The sequence below is a fragment of the Streptomyces sp. NPDC032822 genome, assembly GCF_055578825.1.
The window spans coordinates 1,137,635-1,155,097 of record NZ_JBVIOL010000001.1 but is presented as its reverse complement, the minus strand read 5'-3'; the positions used below and the strand labels follow the sequence as shown (position 1 = coordinate 1,155,097).

Below are 17,463 nucleotides of genomic sequence, written 5' to 3'. Positions count from 1 at the left end.
TATCGATACGGTCCCGCAGCCCTTTGGGGCGCGTTCGTGAACCGGCGTCTCAGCCCTTGGTTCCGCCTGCCGTCAGGCCGGTCACCAGGTTCTTCTGCACGAAGTAGAAGAACGCGGAGACGGGTATGGCGATCAGCACCGCGGTGGCGGCCATCAGGTTGCGCTGCGCGTCGTGTTCGCTGACGAAGGTCTGCAGACCGACGGCGAAGGTGTACTTCGTGTCGGACAGCATGAACGTCGCGGCGAACGCGACCTCGCCGAAGGCGGTGAGGAAGCTGTAGAAGGCGGCGACCGCCAGGCCCGGCTTGGCGAGCGGCAGGATCAGTCGCGCGAACGTGCCGAAGGGGCTCAGCCCGTCGACCCGTCCGGCCTCGTCGATCTCGAAGGGGATGGTGTCGAAGTAGCCCTTCATCAGCCATGCGCAGTACGGCACGGTGGTCGTGCAGTACACCAGGATGAGGCCGAGGTAGGTGTCGATGAGCTGCAGTTCCGAGAGGATCTGGTACATCGGCACCATGAGGACGGCCACCGGGAACATCTGCGTGACCAGGAGCGCCCACATGAACTTGCGGTAGCCCGGGAAGCGCATCCGCGAGACGGCGTAGCCGGTGGTCGAGGCGATGACCACGCCGATGAGGGTGGTGCCGAGGGTGACGATCAGGGTGCTCTTCATCCAGTCGAAGAACTGCGTGTGCTCCAGGACGAACGCGTAGTTGTCGAGCGTCATCTTGTCCCAGATGCCGCCGGGGTGCAGGTAGTCGTCCTTGTCCGGGCCGAGGGAGAGGAACACCAGCCAGGCGACCGGGAAGACCGCGATCAGGCTCGCCACGGTCAGGACGGCGTGGGAGGCGAGGCGGGCGGCGGGGGTGCTGTCGCCACGCCTGGTGACCTTCTTCTTCGGCGACGGCGCCATGGGGTCCTTCTCGGTCACCGGGGCGGTGGTCTCGGCGGTGGGCGTGCTCATGGGGACTCCTGCCTCAGATCGCGAGCTGCTGGTCATTGCGGTTCAGCCAGCGGCGGTAGAAGGAGGTGAAGACGATCAGGATGGCCAGCAGCAGGATGCCGTAGGCGGCCGACTGCGCGAAGTCGCGGGGCTGTTGTCCGAAGCCGAGGTAGTAGGCCCAGGTGACGAGGATCTGCGCGTCGGGGGCGGTGTTGCCGAACAGCAGGAAGATGATGGCGAACTGGTTGAAGGTCCAGATGACGCCGAGGAGGACGACGGTGGAGCTGACGGACCTCAGGCCCGGCAGGGTGACGTACCGGAAGCGCTGCCAGGCACCCGCACCGTCCATCTCGGAGGCCTCGTAGAGCGAGGTGTCGATGGACTGCAGGCCGCCGAGCAGCGACAGCATCATGAAGGGCACCCCGCACCAGGTGTTGACCATGATCGCGGCGAACCGCTGCCAGAAGGTGTCCTCCAGCCACAGCGGTGTCGGCAGATGGAGCGTCTCCAGGAAGGAGTTGATGATGCCGCCGTCGGCGAGCATGAACCGCCAGCCGAAGACGGTGACGAAGGTCGGCACGGCCCACGGCAGGATCAGGACCAGCCGGTAGAGGGTGCGCCCGCGCAGTTTCTGGTTGAGCAGCAGGGCGAGGCCGAGGCCGATCGTGTAGTGCAGGGTGACGCAGAGCGCGGTCCAGACGATCGTCCAGATGAAGTGCGACCAGAAGCGGTCGTAGGCGGTGTCGCCCCACAGGATGTCGGCGTAGTTGTCGAGGCCGATGAACTGGTAGGTGGCGTCGATGTGGTTGACGCCGATCGTGCGGGCGGTGTTGAGGCTGTTGGCGTCGGTGAACGTGAGGTAGACGCCGTACACCAGGGGGTAGAGCACGAGGACGCCGAGGACGATCACCACCGGGGCGATCATGGCGTAGGCGTACCAGTGCTTCTGGTAGGCGTGCCTCAGGCGCCGGCTCCACCCGGGCTTCGGCGCACGGTCACCGCGGCGCTTGCCGGTCGCGCGGTCGATGGCGACTGTCATGGTTCGACACCTTCTGGAAGTTCTTCGGCCTGGACGGCTTGGGCGGCCTCGGCGGCCGTGGCGGACTGAACGGCCTCGGCGGCCATGGCCGCACGGCTGCTCGGGCGCAGACCGGTGACCGCCGGATCCCTCCCCCGGTTCGTGGGGGATCCGGCGGTCACCCGAGGTCACTTGGCGAAGTCCGGGACCAGCTTGGCGATCGCGGTCTCGGCGGTGCCGAGCCCCTTGTCGAGGGACTCCTTGCCCCCGGCGATCTGCGGCAGTTCACTGTCCAGCGGGCCCCACAGGGAGCTGTACTCGGGCAGGGCCGGGCGCGGCTGGGCGGCGGGCAGGACGGTCTGGAAGCCGGCGATGCCCGGGTCGGCCTTGACCTCGGCGGTGTAGGCGTCGTCGCGGGTCGGCAGGGTGGAGTTCTTCAGGGCGATGGACGCCTGGGACTTCGCGGATGTCATGAAGTCGACGAACTTCAGGGACGCCTTCTGGTGGGCGGAGTCCGAGCCGGCGTAGACCGAGAGGTTGTGGCCGCCGGTCGGGGCGCCCGCCTTGCCGGTGGAGCCGGCCGGGACGGTCGCGATGCCGAGGTTGCCCTTGTCCTTGAAGGCCGTGCCCTTGTAGAAGTTGGTGATCTCCCACGGGCCCTGGATGATCGAGGCGACCTTGCCGCTGACGAACGCCTCCTGGATGTGGGCGTAGGCGTCGGCGGTGGTGTCGGCCTTGTGCAGGCCCTTGCCGTCGAAGAGGCTCAGCCAGGTTCCGTAGGCCTTCTTCGCGGGCGCCGAGGCGACGGTGACCTTCTTGGCGTCGGCGTCGACGGTGTCGGTGCCCTCGCCGTAGAGGAAGGTCTGCGCGTAGTAGGCCTGGGTGGAGCCCCAGTAGCCGTCGACGCCGGTCTTGGTGCTGATCGTGGCGGCGGCCTTCTTCAGGTCGTCCCAGGTCTTCGGGGCGGCGACGCCGGCCTTGTCGAAGAGTTCCTTGTTGTAGACCAGCGCGAGGGTGTCGGTGACCAGCGGGACGCCGTAGGTCTTGCCCTCGTACTTGGCCTGCTCGATCAGGTTGGGCTGGAACTTGCTCTCGTCCGTGAGGGCCTCGGTGCCGTCCAGCGGCAGGAAGTAGCCCTTCTTCGCGAGGGCGGGGGTCCAGCCGACCTCGGAACGCAGGATGTCCGGGGCGCCCTTGGAGCCGGCCGCGGTGTCGAACTTGTTCAGCGCCTGGTCGAAGGGCACGTTGACGTACTTGACCTTGACGTCCTTGTTGGCGGCCTCGAACTCCTTGATCAAGGCCTGGTACGTCGGCGCCTCGTTGGTGGCGTTGGAGGTGTCCCACCAGGTGATGGTGACCGGACCGTCGGCCGAGTCTCCGCCGTCACTTCCGCCGCAGGCCGTCGCCGCGAGGGCGAAGGACGCCACCAGCGCGGTGGCCGCTATGCCACGCCGCATTGAGTTCTCCTTGAGGGTGAAAGCCCGTGTGCTCGCAGAAGACGGGCCCGTCCGCCGCCTCTGTCGACTTGCCGACCGCGCCGTTGCCGCCGCCGGGCGACGTGAACGTAACAGCGATGCAAGCGCGACGAAAGGCCTTGCAGCAAAAAAGTGCAAGAGATCTCCGCAGTTATCCGGACGTGACCTGGCAGCGACCGCTGTGAGACGCTTATTTGCCGTCGTAGAGCGGTTGGGGCGGCCTGTGCAAGACTCTGCAAGCTCTTGCCATCACTTTCACGAGGGAGCGCGATGACCCAGCAGCCCGGACCGGGCCGGTCAACAGGGCGCCTACGTCGCCGCATTGGTGCGCAAGGTGACACCTGGCCGGTACAGTCCACCCCTGTGACCACACGGCTTGCCGACATCGCCGCTCAGGCGGGGGTGAGCGAAGCGACCGTCAGCCGTGTCCTCAACGGCAAGCCGGGCGTCGCCGCCACCACCCGCCAGTCCGTGCTGGCCGCCCTGGACGTGCTGGGGTACGAACGCCCGGTGCGTCTGCGGCAGCGCAGTGCGGGCCTCGTGGGCCTCATCACCCCGGAGCTGGAGAACCCGATCTTCCCGGCGCTGGCCCAGGTCATCGGCCAGGCGCTGACCCGGCAGGGCTACACGCCGGTGCTCGCCACCCAGACCCCGGGCGGCTCCACGGAGGACGAGCTCACGGAGATGCTCGTCGACCGGGGCGTGGCCGGCATCATCTTCGTCTCCGGACTGCACGCGGACACCTCCGCCGACATGCAGCGCTACGAGCAGCTGCGCGCGCAGGGCGTGCCCTTCGTGCTGGTGGACGGCTTCTCGCCGAAGGTGCAGGCGCCCTTCATCTCCCCCGACGACCGGGCGGCGATGGCCCTGGCGGTCACGCACCTGGTGTCGCTGGGGCACACCAGGATCGGTCTGGCGCTCGGCCCGAAGCGGTTCGTGCCGGTGCAGCGCAAGATCGAGGGCTTCGTCCGCACCATGCAGGACCAGCTGGGCCTGGCCGCCGACACCGTCGAGACCGAATTCGTCCAGCACTCGCTGTACACCCTGGAGGGCGGCCAGGCCGCGGCCGGCGCGCTCATCGAGCGGAGCTGCACGGCGGTGGTGTGCGCGAGCGACATGATGGCGCTGGGCGCTATACGGGCGGCCCGCCAGCGCGGCCTGGACGTGCCGAAGGACGTGTCGGTGGTGGGCTTCGACGACTCCCCGCTGATCGCCTTCACCGACCCGCCGATGACGACGGTCCGCAAGCCGGTCCCGGCGATGGGGCAGGCGGCGGTCCGCACCCTCCTGGAGGAGATCGGCGGGACGCCCGCACCCCACAGCGAGTTCGTGTTCATGCCGGAACTGGTGGTGCGCGGGTCGACCGCGTCGGCTCCCGGGGAGCGCGGACGCCCCTGAGGCCGCGCCCCGCCGGGCTCCTCCCCAAGGCGGAGAAAACGACCTTTTCGCCGTGCGTCGGTAGGAGCCCCGGGCGGTCTTCCAGTCGTAGGAAATGCGGGTCGGACCCGACCGCGGGATGATCGGCGGGGGAACCCTTTTCTGGCAGACTCGGGCCTATGACTGAGACGACCGTGGCGACGCAGGAAGGGCCCGACGAGGCCGTTCCGCAGCCGGTCACGGCCGGGCCCGGGAAGCGTTTCCTGTGCCGGCTGCGGGCTCCGCGCCGGCCCCGCCTCTGGTTCGAGATCCTCCTCATCGCGGTGAGTTACTGGACGTACTCGCTGGTCCGCAACGCGGTCCCGGAGCAGAAGTCCGAGGCGCTGCGCAACGCCGACTGGATCTGGAGCGCCGAGCACCATCTCGGCATCGCCGTCGAGGAGTCCGTCAACCACGCGGTGAACTCGGTGACTTGGCTCATCGTCGGAATGAACTACTACTACGCCACCCTGCACTTCGTGGTGACGCTGGGTGTGCTCGTGTGGCTCTTCCGCAGCCACCCCGGCCGCTACGCCGCGACCCGCCTGGCGCTCTTCGCGACCACCGTCGTCGCCCTGGCCGGCTACTACCTGTACCCGCTCGCCCCGCCGCGGCTGATGAACGGCGGCGACTTCGTCGACACCGTCATGGTCCATCAGACGTGGGGCTCGATGGCCTCCGGCGACCTGAAGAACATGTCGAACCAGTACGCCGCGATGCCGTCGATGCACATCGGCTGGTCCCTGTGGTGCGGCCTGACGATCTTCGCGCTGGCGTCGGTCCCCTGGGTGCGGGTGCTGGGCCTGCTCTACCCGGCGGCCACGCTGGTGGTCATCGTCGCCACCGCCAACCACTTCTGGCTCGACGCGGTGGGCGGCCTCCTGTGCCTCGCCTTCGGCTTCGCCGTGGCCCGCCTCTGGTACGGCGCCCTGCCGTACACCCTGCCGAGGACGGTCCCCGCGCGAAACGCGCCCCGGGTTCCCGCGAAGGCCTAGCCGGCCGCCGAACGCAGCGCCTCGACGAACGCCTCCAGGGCCGGCTGCGGCGGTGCCGTCTCCCGTACGGCCGCGTGGATGCTCCGCACCGGTTCCGGGCGCCGGACCGGGCGGACGACCACGTCCGGGTGACGTCCGCCCAGGCCCAGGCGGGGGATCAGGGCCACCCCGAGGCCCGCGGCCACGAAGCCCTGCGCGGTGACGTAGTCCTCGCTCTCGACCACGAAGCGCGGGCGGAACCCGGCGGCCTCGCAGGCGTGCAGCTGCGCGTCGAGGCACGGCCCCGGCCACTCGCTGCCGACCCAGGGCTCCCCGGCCAGCTCGGTGAGCTCCACGGACCGGCGGGCCGCGAGCCGGTGTCCCTTGGGGAGCACGGCGAGGTACGGATCGTCCAACAACGGCAGCAGCCGTACGCCATCGCCCCCGGCCCGCTCCCCCACCACCAGCGCGAGATCCGCCCGCCCCTCCCGCACGTCCGGCAGCGGGTCGTGCGGGTCGGTCAGCCGCAACTCCACCTGGACGCGGGGGTGTTCCGCCCGCAGCCGTGCCACCGCCGGGGCGACCAGCGAGGCCCCGGCCGTCGCGAAGTACCGCACCGACAGCCGGCCCGTGCGCCCCGCCAGCAGATCGGCGAGCGCGGTCTCCGCCTCGGCGACCTGGCGGCCGATCGCGTCCGCGTACTCGGTGAGCAGCAGTCCGGCCGCCGTGGGCCGCACCCCGCGCCCGACCCGCTCCAGCAGCTCGGCCCCAGCCTCCTTCTCCAGCGCGGCGACCTGCTGGCTCACCGCGGACGGCGTGTAGCCGAGCCGGGCGGCGGCCCCGGTCACCGATCCGCAGGCCACGACGGACCGCAGCACCTGCATGCGCCTCACATCAAGCATGTAGACCAGCTTAACGGTCTATCCACAACTCTTCACTTGTCCTCACGCGTTTGTTCCCGGACCGTGGAGTCATGCAGCCCTCCTCCACCCTGCGCATGGCCGCCCTCGCCCTCCTGTGGGGCTCCGGCTTCCTCTGGATCAAGGTCGCCCTGAACCACGGCCTGTCCCCCGCCCAGATCACCATCGCCCGGTGCGCGCTGGGCGCGGCGGTCCTGCTGCTGCTCGCCCGCTCCGCGGGACAGCGGCTGCCCCGGTCCCGCACGACGTGGAAGCACCTCGTCGTCGCCGCCTTCTTCTGCAACGCACTGCCCTTCGCCCTGTTCAGCATCGGCGAACAGAGCGTGGACTCCGGGGTCGCGGGCGTCCTGAACGCCACGACACCGCTGTGGGCGCTCCTCATCGGCCTGTGCCTCGGCACCGACCGCGCCCCGCGCCCGCTGCGGCTGGCCGGTCTCGTCCTGGGCTTCGCCGGCACGCTGCTGATCTTCGCCCCCTGGCACCGGTCCGGCCTGCTGAGCTGGGGCGCCCTGGCGCTGCTGGCCGCCGCCGTGAGCTACGCCGTGGCGTTCGCGTACATGGCCCGCACACTCACCGCCGGCCGGGACCCCCTCGCCGTCTCCGCGGCCCAGCTCCTGACGGCGACCGCCTGGAGCGCCCTGGCCCTCCCGGCCGCCGGCCCCCTCGACACCGACCTCACCGGGCTGCTCGCGGTCACCGCGCTCGGGGTCCTCGGCACGGGCGTGACCTTCTACCTCAACTACCGGCTCATCGCGGACGAGGGCCCGACGGCCGCCGCGACGGTCGGCTATCTGCTGCCGGTGGTCTCGGTGTCGCTGGGCGCGCTGCTGCTGGGCGAGAACGTCGGGCCGCGGGTGCTCGCGGGGATGGCGGTGGTGCTGACGGGCGTGGCACTGACCCGAGGGCGGCGGGCGCCGCGGGCAGAGGTGCCCGCCGCCCCCGCTCCCCGGGCCTACGCCCCGTAGAACAGCTCGTCCACCACGCCCCGCGCCCGTCGGGCGGTACGCCGGTAGTCGTCGAGCATGTCGCCGACGTGACCGGGGCCGTAGCCCAGGTACCGTCCCACCGCGCCCAGTTCGCGGCCGTCCGAGGGGAACGTGTCGCCGGCCCGGCCACGGACGAGCATCACCGCGTTGCGGACCCGGGTGGCCAGGATCCAGGCCTCGTCGAGGGTGGCGGTGTCCTCCTCGGAGAGGAGACCGGCCTCCCGGGCGGCGGCGAGGGCGGCGCGGGTACGGGTGGTGCGCAGGCCCGCCTCCCGCGCGCCGTGCCGCATCTGGAGCAGCTGGACGGTCCACTCGACGTCGGACAGACCGCCCGGTCCGAGCTTGGTGTGCAGCTTCGGGTCGGCGCCGCGCGGCAGCCGCTCGGACTCCATCCGGGCCTTCAGCCGCCGGATGTCGCGTACGGCGTCGTCGCCGAGGCCGGCCGCCGGGTAGCGCAGCGGGTCGACCAGCTCGATGAAGCGGCGGCCCAACTCCTCGTCCCCGGCGACGGGTTCGGCCCGCAGCAGGGCCTGTGCCTCCCAGACCAGGGACCAGCGGCGGTAGTAGGCCCCGTACGAGTTCAACGTCCGTACGAGCGGCCCGGACTTGCCCTCGGGGCGCAGGTCGGCGTCGATGAGCAGTGGCGGGTCGGCGCTGGAGATCTGTAGCAGGCGGCGCATCTCGGAGACCACCTTGTTGGCCGCCTCGGAGGCCTCGCGTTCGGCGACGCCCTCGCGCGGTTCGTGCACGAAGAGCACGTCGGCGTCGGAGCCGTAGCCGAGTTCGTGGCCGCCGAAGCGGCCCATGCCGATGACCGCGAACCGGGTGGGCAGGGTGTCGCCCCAGCCGTCCCGGACCACCGCGCGCAGGGTGCCGGCGAGGGTGGCGGCCGTCAGGTCGGACACCGCGCCGCCGACCAGGTCCACGAGGGTGCCCCGGTCGGCCTCGACGGGCTGGGACTCGGTGCCGTAGGAGCCGACGATGTCCGCGGCGGCCGTACGGAACAGCTCGCGGCGCCGGACCCCGCGGGCGAACGTGACCGCCTGCACGGCACCGTCGGCGCGGCCGACCGCGGCCAGGATCTCCTGGTCCAGGGCCGCCCGGCCGCGCGGCTCCAGGCCGCCGCCGTCGCCGTCCCCGAGCAGGGCGACGGCCTCGGGGGCGCGCATCAGCAGGTCGGGGGCGAGGCGGCCGGCGGACAGGACGCGGGCGAGGTTCTCGGCGGCGGCGCCCTCGTCCCGCAGCAGCCGCAGGTACCAGGGCGTCTTGCCCAACGCGTCCGACACCTTGCGGAAGTTGAGCAGTCCGGCGTCCGGGTCGGCCGAGTCGGCGAACCAGCCGAGCAGCACCGGCAGGAGCGTGCGCTGGATGGCCGCCTTGCGGGTGACCCCGGACGCCAGCGCCTCCAGGTGCCGCAGCGCCGCCGCCGGGTCGGCGTACCCGAGCGCGACCAGCCGCTCCCTGGCCGCCTCGGGGCTCAACCGGGTCTCGCCGGGGGCGAGTTGGGCGACCGCGTCGAGCAGCGGGCGGTAGAAGAGCTTCTCGTGCAGCCGTCGTACGACACTGGCGTGCCGTTTCCACTCGCGGGTCAACGCGGCGACCGGGTCGGCGCGCAGGCCCAGGGAGCGGCCGAGGCGGCGCAGGTCGGCCTCCTCCTCGGGGACGAGGTGGGTGCGGCGCAGCCGGTAGAGCTGTATGCGGTGCTCCATGGAGCGCAGGAAGCGGTAGGCGTCGTCGAGCTGGACGGCGTCGGCGCGGCCGACGTAGCCGCCGGTGGCGAGGGCCTGCAGGGCGTTCAGGGTGGTGCCGCTGCGCAGGGAGGCGTCGGCGCGGCCGTGCACCAACTGGAGGAGCTGGACGGCGAATTCGACGTCCCGCAGGCCGCCGGGGCCGAGTTTCAGTTCGCGCTCGATCTCCGCGACCGGGATGTTCTCGATCACCCTGCGCCGCATCTTCTGCACGTCGGGGACGAAGTTGTCGCGCTCGGCGGCCTTCCAGACCAGGGGTTCGAGGGCGGCGACGTACGCCTCGCCCAGTGCGAGGTCGCCGGCCACCGGGCGGGCCTTCAACAGGGCCTGGAACTCCCAGGTCTTGGCCCAGCGCTGGTAGTAGGCGAGGTGGCTGGAGAGCGTGCGCACCAGCGGGCCGTTCCTGCCCTCGGGGCGCAGGTTGGCGTCCACGGGCCAGATCGAGCCCTCGACGGTGGTCTCGGAGCAGATCCGCATCAGGTGCGAGGCGAGCCGGGTGGCGGCCCGGATCGCCTTGGTCTCGTCGGCCCCCTCGACGGCCTCCCCGACGAAGATGACGTCGACGTCGGAGACGTAGTTCAGCTCGTGGCCGCCGCACTTGCCCATCGCGATGACGGCGAGCCGGCACAGCGCGGTGTCGTCGGGCGCGGCGGCGCGGGCGAGGGCGAGGGCGGCGCGCAGGGTCGCGGTGGCGAGGTCGGCGAGTTCGGCGGCGGTCTCGGCGAGGTCGGTGGTGCCGCACACGTCACGGGCGGCGATCGACAGCAGGCAGCGGCGGTAGGCGACGCGCAGGGACACGGCGTCGGTGGCCTCCGCGAGGCCCCACTCGAACTCCTCCACCCCGGGGTGCAGGTCACGCGGCTCGTACATGACGAGGGCGTGCCAGTCGCTCGGATGCCGGGCCAGGTGGTCGGCGAGGGCCGCGGAGGCGCCGAGCACCCCGAGCAGCCGGTCGCGCAGCGGCTTGGCCGCTATCACCGTGTCGAGCAGCTCGCGCCGGGCGGTGGGGGCGGGCTGGGCCTCCAGGAGCTCTACCAGACCGTGCAGCGCGAGGTCCGGGTCGGCGGTCGCGCCGAGGGCCTCCAGCAGGACCGGGTCGTCGCGCAGGCCGCCGAGCTCGGCACTCTCCAGGAGGCGTTCGGCGGCGGCGGGATCGGTGAAGCCGTGCCGCAGCAGCCGTGTGAAGGTACTGCTCCTGCGCCCCGGCGCCGTCATCCCCGGCCTCCTGTCGGATCAAGGTCGTCCGGCCATGAGCCTAACCGCAGAAGCCGGGGGAAGCGCCGGGGCGGCCGGGGGGCCGGGGCGGTTCCAGCGGGTCACCGTGACGGTGGCCGGCCGGGACGGGTCGGTGAGGACGGTGTCGCCGGGCATGCGGTGCGGGACGGCAAGGCCGTCCAGGGGCGGCAGCACGGCCGCGGCGGTCGGGCGTCCGGCGATCGGCACCGCGATCTGCCGCACGGTGCCGGGACGCACACCCCCGGTGGTGGCGGCGTACCGGACGTCGAGACACTGCCGCCGCAGGTGGGCCACCGTCTCGGGGACCGGCGCGCCCGGCGCTACGGCGGGGAGCACCACCTTCCGGGGGACGGAGGGGTCGAGCCCCTCGCACGCGCGGTCGTCCGGCGGCGGTGTGGGCTGCCCGGACCGACCCCCGTGCGGTCCGGACAGCGTGAGCCGGGTGACGTCCTCGGCGGCGTTGTTCGTGGTGTCGACACGGATCGTGTCCCGGCGCAGCCACTGCAAGGGGTTCCCGTCGAGGTCGGCCAGCGCCCAGTTCGCGGTGTCGACCAGGAAGGCGGTCTCGACCGAGGAGTCCTCCGGTGGCAGCAGCCGGGGCGCCCGTCCGCGCGAGGCGCGGTCTTGTGGCCAGTGGCGCAGCACCACGAGCACCTTGTCGTCGGGCCGGGCGAACGGGTGCGCGCGGCCGTTCGCCACCGAGTAGGACCCGGCCGGTGCGACCGCCTCTCGTGAGACCCCGGACACTTCGATGCCGCCGCGGGACCCGAGCGTGAACCGGACCCCGGAGAAGGCCTCGTCCGCCGCCGCGGAGGCGGTGGACTGCGCGTCGCATCCCGTGGCCAGCAGGGCGGCGACCAGCGGGGCGATCCCCGCGGCGAGGGCCGTGAGCCGGAGCTGACGCGGGTGCGGGTGCGGGTGTGAGCTCACGAGGTGCCTCCGTCTCGCCCGGCAGCCGAGCCGACTGCCTGTGTCGACAGTGGCCCCCTCAACGGCCGTAGCCCATTCGTCATTTGACGAATCTCCCGCGCCACCGGCCGGTGCGGGGGCGTACCGTCGCAACAGGTACGAACCGGCCCCGGGAGGCCGTCATGACATCAGCCGGTACGACAGCCGAGGTCCAGCTGCGCCGCATGGCGGACGTCCTGGACGAGGCAGCGCACGATCTGTCGGGGGACGTCCCTCCGAAGTCCCTGCTGCTGGGCCTCCAACGGCTCGTCCGCTGCGACTGCGCCGGCTTCTCGGAGCTGGACATCCCGGCCAGGATCTCGCTCAACGAGCAGGAGACGCCGTTCGACGAGGAACAGGGGCCCTTCGAAGAGTACTGGCGCTGGCGCCACCAACACCTGCAGTGCGTGCAGGTTTCCCAGTCGCACAGCGCCCCGGAGGTCACGCAGATGGCGGACTTCCTGTCCCTGCGCCGGTTGCGGAACCAGCCGATCTATACCGAGTTCCTGCGCCCCTTCCCCTCCATCGCGGACATCGCCCTGCCCACCGCGCCGGGTCGCACCCGGGTCTTCCAGTTTTTCCGCACTGACTCGAAGCCGTTCAGCGACCACGAGATGACGACCCTGCGGCTGATGGCTCCCCACGTGTACGCGCTCTACCGTGAGGCCGCCCGCAGGCGCCGCCCGCCCGTCCGGCTCACCCTGCGTGAGCTGGACGTCCTGCGCTGCGTCGCCCTCGGCCTGAGCACGCCGCGGATCGCCGAACAGCTCGTTGTCTCCCCCAGTACCGTCCGCAAGCACCTGGAGAACGCCTTCACCAGGCTGGGCGTGTCCAGCCGCGCGGCGGCGGTGGCCAGGGTGTTCCCCGAGGCGGAGGTCCTGTGATCCTGTGGGGTGAGACCTGTCAGGAGGCCCGCAGATGACGGACGACGAACCCGCGAAGGCACCGAAGGCCCGGCTCGACCCCCGCTACAGCGACGAATCAGCGACCGCGATCCCCTGGTCCGACGCCGAGTCGCTGCTCGCCGCGGCCGAGCTGTTCTGGATCTCGACGGTACGGCCGGACGGGCGGCCGCACGTGACGCCGCTGCCCGCGGTGTGGGCGCACGGCGCGCTGCACTTCTGCACCGGGCCCGACGAACGCAAGGCGAAGAACCTCGCGCACAACGCGCACGTGACGCTGACCACCGGCACCAACATCTGGGACAAGGGCTACGACCTCGTGGTGGAGGGCGAGGCGGTGCGCGTGTCCGACGACGGCCGGCTGCGCGAGCTGGCCGCCGCGTGGCAGACGAAGTACGGAGATTTCTGGAGCTTCGAGGTGCAGGAGGGGTATTTCCATCACGGCGCGGGACACGCTGTCGTCTTCGCGGTGGCGCCGCACACCGTTTTCGGCTTCGGTAAGGGGGAGCCGTTCAGCCAGACGCGCTGGCGGTTCGTCTGATACCCGTAACGCGTAAGACACCCACTGCAACTCCCGTCAACGGCGACTTGGAGAACCAGCGATGGACTTCACCCTCGAAGTGATTCCGCTGCCCGTGACCGACATCGACCGGGCCAGGGACTTCTACCGGGACAAGGTCGGCTTCCATGTGGACATCGACCAGGAGGTCATGCCGGGGATGCGGATCGTCCAGCTGACCCCGCCCGGGTCCGGCTGTTCGATCGCTCTCGGCGACAGCATCTGGGAGATGGTCCAGGGCGAGCGCCCCGCCCCCGGCTCCTACCAGGGCCTCCAACTCTGCGTGGCCGACATCAAGGCCGCCCACGCCGAACTGACCGAGCGCGGCCTCGACGTCTCCGAGCCGGTCCAGTACACCCCCGACGACGGCGCCACCTTCATGTACTTCCAGGACCCGGACGGCAACGGCTGGGCGATCCAGGAGTACCGGAGGCGGGCTACGGAGCCGCTGCACCAGGTACTGGCACAAACCACCGAGTAGGAGCGCCCGCCCAGGGGCGCGGGGCCGTGTGTATGCGCGGCTCCGCGCCGGTGGGAGCGAGAAGCTCCCACCGGCCGCGACCGCGCTCAGGCAGACCCCGCGCCTCTACGGCGAAGCCCCTACAGCACCGGCAAATTCTTCCGCAGCTCGAAGGCCGTGACCTCGCTGCGGTACTCCTCCCACTCCTGGCGCTTGTAGCGCAGGAACTTGTGCGGCGTGCGGCGGTCCTCGAGTGACTCACACCACCGTGCGGTCGTGCAAAATCGTTGTTGGTCGCTGTGGGCCGCCCTTCAACGGCACAACAACAGCTTCTCGGCCCCTCCGACCGATCAGGTTGCAGGTGTGGCTGGAGGAACCACAGGCAAAGCAACGCTTTCATCGTTCCGTTCCTGCCTATGGCGCCCTCCGGTCCTGCGCTGGATGCTGCCCTCATGGACGTTCCCGAGGAGCGCGATCACGCCCACACGGTGACCCATCAGAAGTCGACCGCAGACAAGCAGTGGTTAGGTGGTCGAGCCGAGCGACGTGCCCTGGCTTTCGTCGCCGTTGTTGCAGCGACCGCGGCCGTGGTCCTGGGAATTGTGCTGCCCTTCAAGCCTGAGTCGAACACAGTGCCCTACGAAGTGGTGCGCGTGTGCGTGCAGGTGCTCGGCATCTCCGTCGTGGGGTTCTTCGTGGGATGGGCGACCTTCATCGTGCAGCAGGCACACCTGGAGAGGCAGCGTCGAGACGACCGAATCCGGGCCTTCCTTACCGAGATGCTGGACGCCTACCACGGCATCAAGCAGATTCGCCGCTTACTCAAGGCCGAGACGGCCTCCAGAACATCGTCGGCCATCACGGCCGAGGCGTACTCCCGACTGCTACCCGAACTCTCTGAGTACCAACTCGTTTTCGAGACCTTGGCACGCAGAGCTCCACTCATCCAGAAGCTTCTGCCCGACGACTCCACCATCGTGGTTAAGGAGGCCGGCCCCAAGAACGGAGGCAAGCGCGGGCCTGCGGAGGGAACACTCGCCGTGCACTACGGCAACATCGAACACTACGTCAACGGTGTCGTCTCGGAGTTCGAGGAATGCCACCGGTTCGCATCCGAGGCAGGGAGCATTTCGCTCGACAGACCCAGCCTCAAGAAGACGAATGATTTCATCTACAACACGGACCAGTTCAAAGCCGAGGTATCACGTCGCATCACAGCCATAGTCGAGTTTCTCGAACGCCTGCTTCTAACATCTTCCGAGGAGAGGGCGTCAAGGCCCAGCGACTAGCCGGCGACGATCCCGAAGTTGGCATAGAGTCCACCGCTGTAGGCATCAGGACGCTGCGGGCCTGGAGGTGCGTACCGATGCCTATCTGGCAACTGCCGACCGAAGCCCTTTACCTGTTCCCCAGCGAAAGGACGCGGTCAAGGCATCCTGTACGCATTGCTGGACGCCCTCAGACGACACTGGACGCAGCGAGTAGTGAGACCGGGAGCGCTCCAGAGGTCCGGCCCCGTCAGTCCATCGCTGAGCGAGTATCAGGCGCTGAGGCGCCGCTTCGAGCTATCGGGATAGTAGCGGCTGGTTTCTCCGCCACGTCCTCATCCAACACGTCACCCACGACATCCTCGTCACCTGGCAACAGAATTGTCGGGGTCGCACCCACATGCTTACGCACGAGATACTCCAAAGCGTGCTCATCCGTGGACTGGTAGTCGAGCCTGTCCCTGTAGAAGTGCAGTCGCTGCTTGCACTCCTGGATTACCTCACTCCACTCACGAACCCACAATCTAGCGTTTGAACCAACCGCGCCAGCCTGACCCGGAGGAAGGTGGGGCTGGCGCGTGAGTCCCCGTAGGGAATCATCCATGGAATTTCCGATAAGCCAGAAATCCCAGTTCGCCTCAGTAGCCCTAAAGCGTTCGTCAGCCATGACTGTGGTCGCATAATTGACGAGTTGACTAAACTCCCCCATCCCTAGCTTGAGGCTAGGTCGCTTGAGCTCGACAACCAAGTGATGGGGCTTCTGGACCCACACCGTAGTTTTGGAAAGCATGAGATCAACCCTGCCCATACGCCCATCCAAAAGACGCACATTGGTATCGGCAGGCTCGGGCACCCTTAGTATTGATAAACGCTTCCGAAGAACCTCCGAAAGACCACGCTCGCTGACCATGAGGGAATACTCTTCACCGAATACCCAGGCTTCGTTCTCCAGAATCTTGTGAAGCTGATCCCGTTCCCTTGTCACCTTCTTGGCTTCGGTGTCGAAAAGCAGTATCTCCAAGGCCCGAATGAAATCAAGGCGGTCAGTAACCGCCGTAGAGGTACGGATAAGTGACGTTAGGCTCGTACGCTGCAAGAGCGCTCCAAGCTCCTCCTTTTCCTGACGGGACAAGGAAAAGACTCGCTCAAGAATCTCTGGCGTGTGATCGGGTTTTGCAGCAAGCGTCTCCTTAAGGAGGCCCAGTGTTGCTTTTTTAGCCTTAGGGGACTTCGGGATATGTTTTGCGATAGTCGTGGCTACCGTATCGAAAGCTTCCCGTTCGGTGATCTCCGTAGGCTCTGTGGGCTCCCCTTTATAGGGGTAGACCTCCTCTCGACGCCACTCCAACACCTGCTCACGACGACGATCATCGACCCTGCTCCGGAAATGCTCACGCAGACGCCCTCTGGCTTGCTCAACCACCGCAGATGCTGGTGAATCCTCGTCCCAATCCACTAAGGCCAGCTCTTGCGGCCGATCTTCAAAACCCTTCCATGAAAGATAGGCCGTAAAATTAAATCCGGGTGCCTGAATTTCAGGACGCAGTTTCACCAGCGGCATTCGCCTTGAATCGCACAATGCAAGCTCACGCGTGACCCCTTTACGCCACTCGATGACCCTCAGTTCAGGGGCAGGGGATCCATCAACTCGATCAAGCACATACATGGCAGAATGAACCTGTACAGCGGCAGGATTCACGTCGTTAGCGTCGTAAACTATCGAAGTATCGGGGTAAGTTTCGAGGTAAAGGGCAAATTCTGTCGTTAGCGTCGCCACTACCCTTGCAGTGTTCAGCAATCGGTCCAGGTGAGGCACGGCTCCCCAGGCATCAACAACAGTACGGGTATCCGAATCCGTTGGGCCCACCGTGCTAATTTGATAATCACGCATCGCTGAGCGATCGGCCTCTATAACGGTTTCTACTTTTCCGTCGATCCCATTACCGACGGTGGTCCAGCGGACATGCTGCCCGAGGGCAAATGCACGAACGCGACCCTGCCCATTCCTGCCGTGCATGGCTCGACGCTTGTCCATAGAAACTAACGCCGTCTTCTTCCATGAGCCGCCCAGCTTGTCAAAATAGGACGGGCATGATTCCGACGGCATTCCATGACCGTTGTCTAAGACACTTACCTTACTGACGCCACCGAACTCGTTTCGTTCGATTTCCACTCTGACGCGAGTTGCGTCCGCGTCCAATGCGTTCCAAATCAGCTCAACTACCGCACCCACCGGATCGTTCAGCTTGGCTACGCCTTCGACGTGGTCCTGTTCGACCCGCAGCGTGATGCTCCCCATGGCCCCTCCCCTGACGCGGCATCGATCGACGTGATCGCCCGTCGACTACGGTCAGTATCGGCACTGTGACGGCCGATGTGAACACCGCGATGAGCGCGTCTTGGCCGACCGGTCAGCACCTACTGGCCCGTGCGGCTACAGGGGAGGCTTGAGTAAGAAGGCAGGGTGACAGAGAGGAGGGCACGCGGTCCCGCCTATTGCGCCAAGACGGTCAGCACAGGGGAAACAACAGCCTCGCAGTGCACAGGTCTCCAGCACGAGTCCTGCGCGCAACGGCCCACAGACGGCCCAAGACCTACGTCACACGTATA

At 68.5% G+C, this 17,463-nt stretch carries 14 protein-coding genes and 1 pseudogene; 7 read left to right on the top strand and 8 right to left on the bottom strand.

The window, feature by feature from the left end; genetic code table 11:
* Nucleotides 1–49: 49 nt before the first annotated feature.
* The 3 genes from ACZ5VD_RS05325 to ACZ5VD_RS05315 all read right to left on the bottom strand — a co-directional run bounded on the left by ACZ5VD_RS05325 (nt 50) and on the right by ACZ5VD_RS05315 (nt 3,418).
* Nucleotides 50–964 carry a sugar ABC transporter permease gene (locus ACZ5VD_RS05325; protein WP_468549280.1) on the bottom strand — a complete coding sequence of 305 codons (915 nt, stop codon included), beginning with the start codon at nt 962–964 and terminating at the stop codon, nt 50–52.
* A 13-nt stretch (nt 965–977) separates the two neighbouring features.
* Entirely contained in the window at nt 978–1,982 is a 1,005-nt protein-coding gene (locus ACZ5VD_RS05320; protein ID WP_468549279.1) for a carbohydrate ABC transporter permease, read from the bottom strand.
* 167 nt (nt 1,983–2,149) lie between these two features.
* The gene (locus ACZ5VD_RS05315) at nt 2,150–3,418 is read right to left on the bottom strand and encodes an extracellular solute-binding protein (RefSeq protein WP_468680858.1); all 1,269 of its coding nucleotides are present in this window, start codon (nt 3,416–3,418) and stop codon (nt 2,150–2,152) included.
* 381 nt (nt 3,419–3,799) lie between these two features.
* Here ACZ5VD_RS05315 and ACZ5VD_RS05310 point away from each other — a divergent pair, with 381 nt between their 5' ends.
* Nucleotides 3,800–4,834, top strand: coding sequence for a LacI family DNA-binding transcriptional regulator (locus tag ACZ5VD_RS05310; protein ID WP_468549277.1), 1,035 nt, complete (start codon nt 3,800–3,802; stop codon nt 4,832–4,834).
* Between the two features lie 158 nt (nt 4,835–4,992).
* Nucleotides 4,993–5,847, top strand: coding sequence for a phosphatase PAP2 family protein (locus ACZ5VD_RS05305; protein WP_468549276.1), 855 nt, complete (start codon nt 4,993–4,995; stop codon nt 5,845–5,847).
* Here ACZ5VD_RS05305 and ACZ5VD_RS05300 read toward each other — a convergent pair.
* A complete protein-coding gene (locus ACZ5VD_RS05300) occupies nt 5,844–6,728 on the bottom strand; it encodes a LysR family transcriptional regulator (protein WP_468680855.1) in 885 nt (294 codons plus the stop codon). The genes ACZ5VD_RS05305 and ACZ5VD_RS05300 overlap by 4 nt on opposite strands.
* A 71-nt stretch (nt 6,729–6,799) precedes the next feature.
* Between ACZ5VD_RS05300 and ACZ5VD_RS05295 the strand changes: the two genes are divergently transcribed.
* A complete protein-coding gene (locus ACZ5VD_RS05295; protein ID WP_468549274.1) occupies nt 6,800–7,711 on the top strand; it encodes a DMT family transporter in 912 nt (303 codons plus the stop codon).
* Here ACZ5VD_RS05295 and ACZ5VD_RS05290 read toward each other — a convergent pair.
* Together ACZ5VD_RS05290 and ACZ5VD_RS05285 are read right to left on the bottom strand one after the other, a co-directional pair.
* Nucleotides 7,699–10,695 (bottom strand): bifunctional [glutamine synthetase] adenylyltransferase/[glutamine synthetase]-adenylyl-L-tyrosine phosphorylase, encoded by a 2,997-nt coding sequence (locus ACZ5VD_RS05290; protein WP_468549273.1) that lies wholly within the window; start codon nt 10,693–10,695, stop codon nt 7,699–7,701. The two genes, ACZ5VD_RS05295 and ACZ5VD_RS05290, sit on opposite strands and share 13 nt — an antisense overlap.
* A gap of 18 nt (nt 10,696–10,713) precedes the next feature.
* Entirely contained in the window at nt 10,714–11,646 is a 933-nt protein-coding gene (locus ACZ5VD_RS05285; protein WP_468680853.1) for a hypothetical protein, read from the bottom strand.
* Nucleotides 11,647–11,807: 161 nt separating this feature from the next.
* On the opposite strand from ACZ5VD_RS05285, the gene ACZ5VD_RS05280 reads away from it, so the two are divergent.
* The 3 genes from ACZ5VD_RS05280 to ACZ5VD_RS05270 all read left to right on the top strand — a co-directional run bounded on the left by ACZ5VD_RS05280 (nt 11,808) and on the right by ACZ5VD_RS05270 (nt 13,606).
* The gene (locus ACZ5VD_RS05280) at nt 11,808–12,548 is read left to right on the top strand and encodes a helix-turn-helix transcriptional regulator (protein WP_468549271.1); all 741 of its coding nucleotides are present in this window, start codon (nt 11,808–11,810) and stop codon (nt 12,546–12,548) included.
* Between the two features lie 34 nt (nt 12,549–12,582).
* Entirely contained in the window at nt 12,583–13,107 is a 525-nt protein-coding gene (locus tag ACZ5VD_RS05275; protein WP_468680850.1) for a pyridoxamine 5'-phosphate oxidase family protein, read from the top strand.
* 61 nt (nt 13,108–13,168) lie between these two features.
* Complete coding sequence (locus ACZ5VD_RS05270) at nt 13,169–13,606, top strand: VOC family protein (protein ID WP_468549269.1); 438 nt, start codon at nt 13,169–13,171, stop codon at nt 13,604–13,606.
* Nucleotides 13,607–13,725: 119 nt separating this feature from the next.
* Here ACZ5VD_RS05270 and ACZ5VD_RS05265 read toward each other — a convergent pair.
* A pseudogene (locus ACZ5VD_RS05265) lies at nt 13,726–13,812 on the bottom strand (glutamine synthetase); the annotation flags it as partial.
* Between the two features lie 225 nt (nt 13,813–14,037).
* On the opposite strand from ACZ5VD_RS05265, the gene ACZ5VD_RS05260 reads away from it, so the two are divergent.
* Nucleotides 14,038–14,874, top strand: coding sequence for a hypothetical protein (locus ACZ5VD_RS05260; protein WP_468680849.1), 837 nt, complete (start codon nt 14,038–14,040; stop codon nt 14,872–14,874).
* A gap of 229 nt (nt 14,875–15,103) precedes the next feature.
* Here the strand turns inward: ACZ5VD_RS05260 and ACZ5VD_RS05255 are convergent, their stop codons facing one another.
* Nucleotides 15,104–17,152: an ATP-binding protein gene (locus ACZ5VD_RS05255; RefSeq protein ID WP_468680847.1), complete on the bottom strand. Its 2,049-nt coding sequence runs from the start codon at nt 17,150–17,152 to the stop codon at nt 15,104–15,106.
* Nucleotides 17,153–17,463 lie beyond the last annotated feature (311 nt).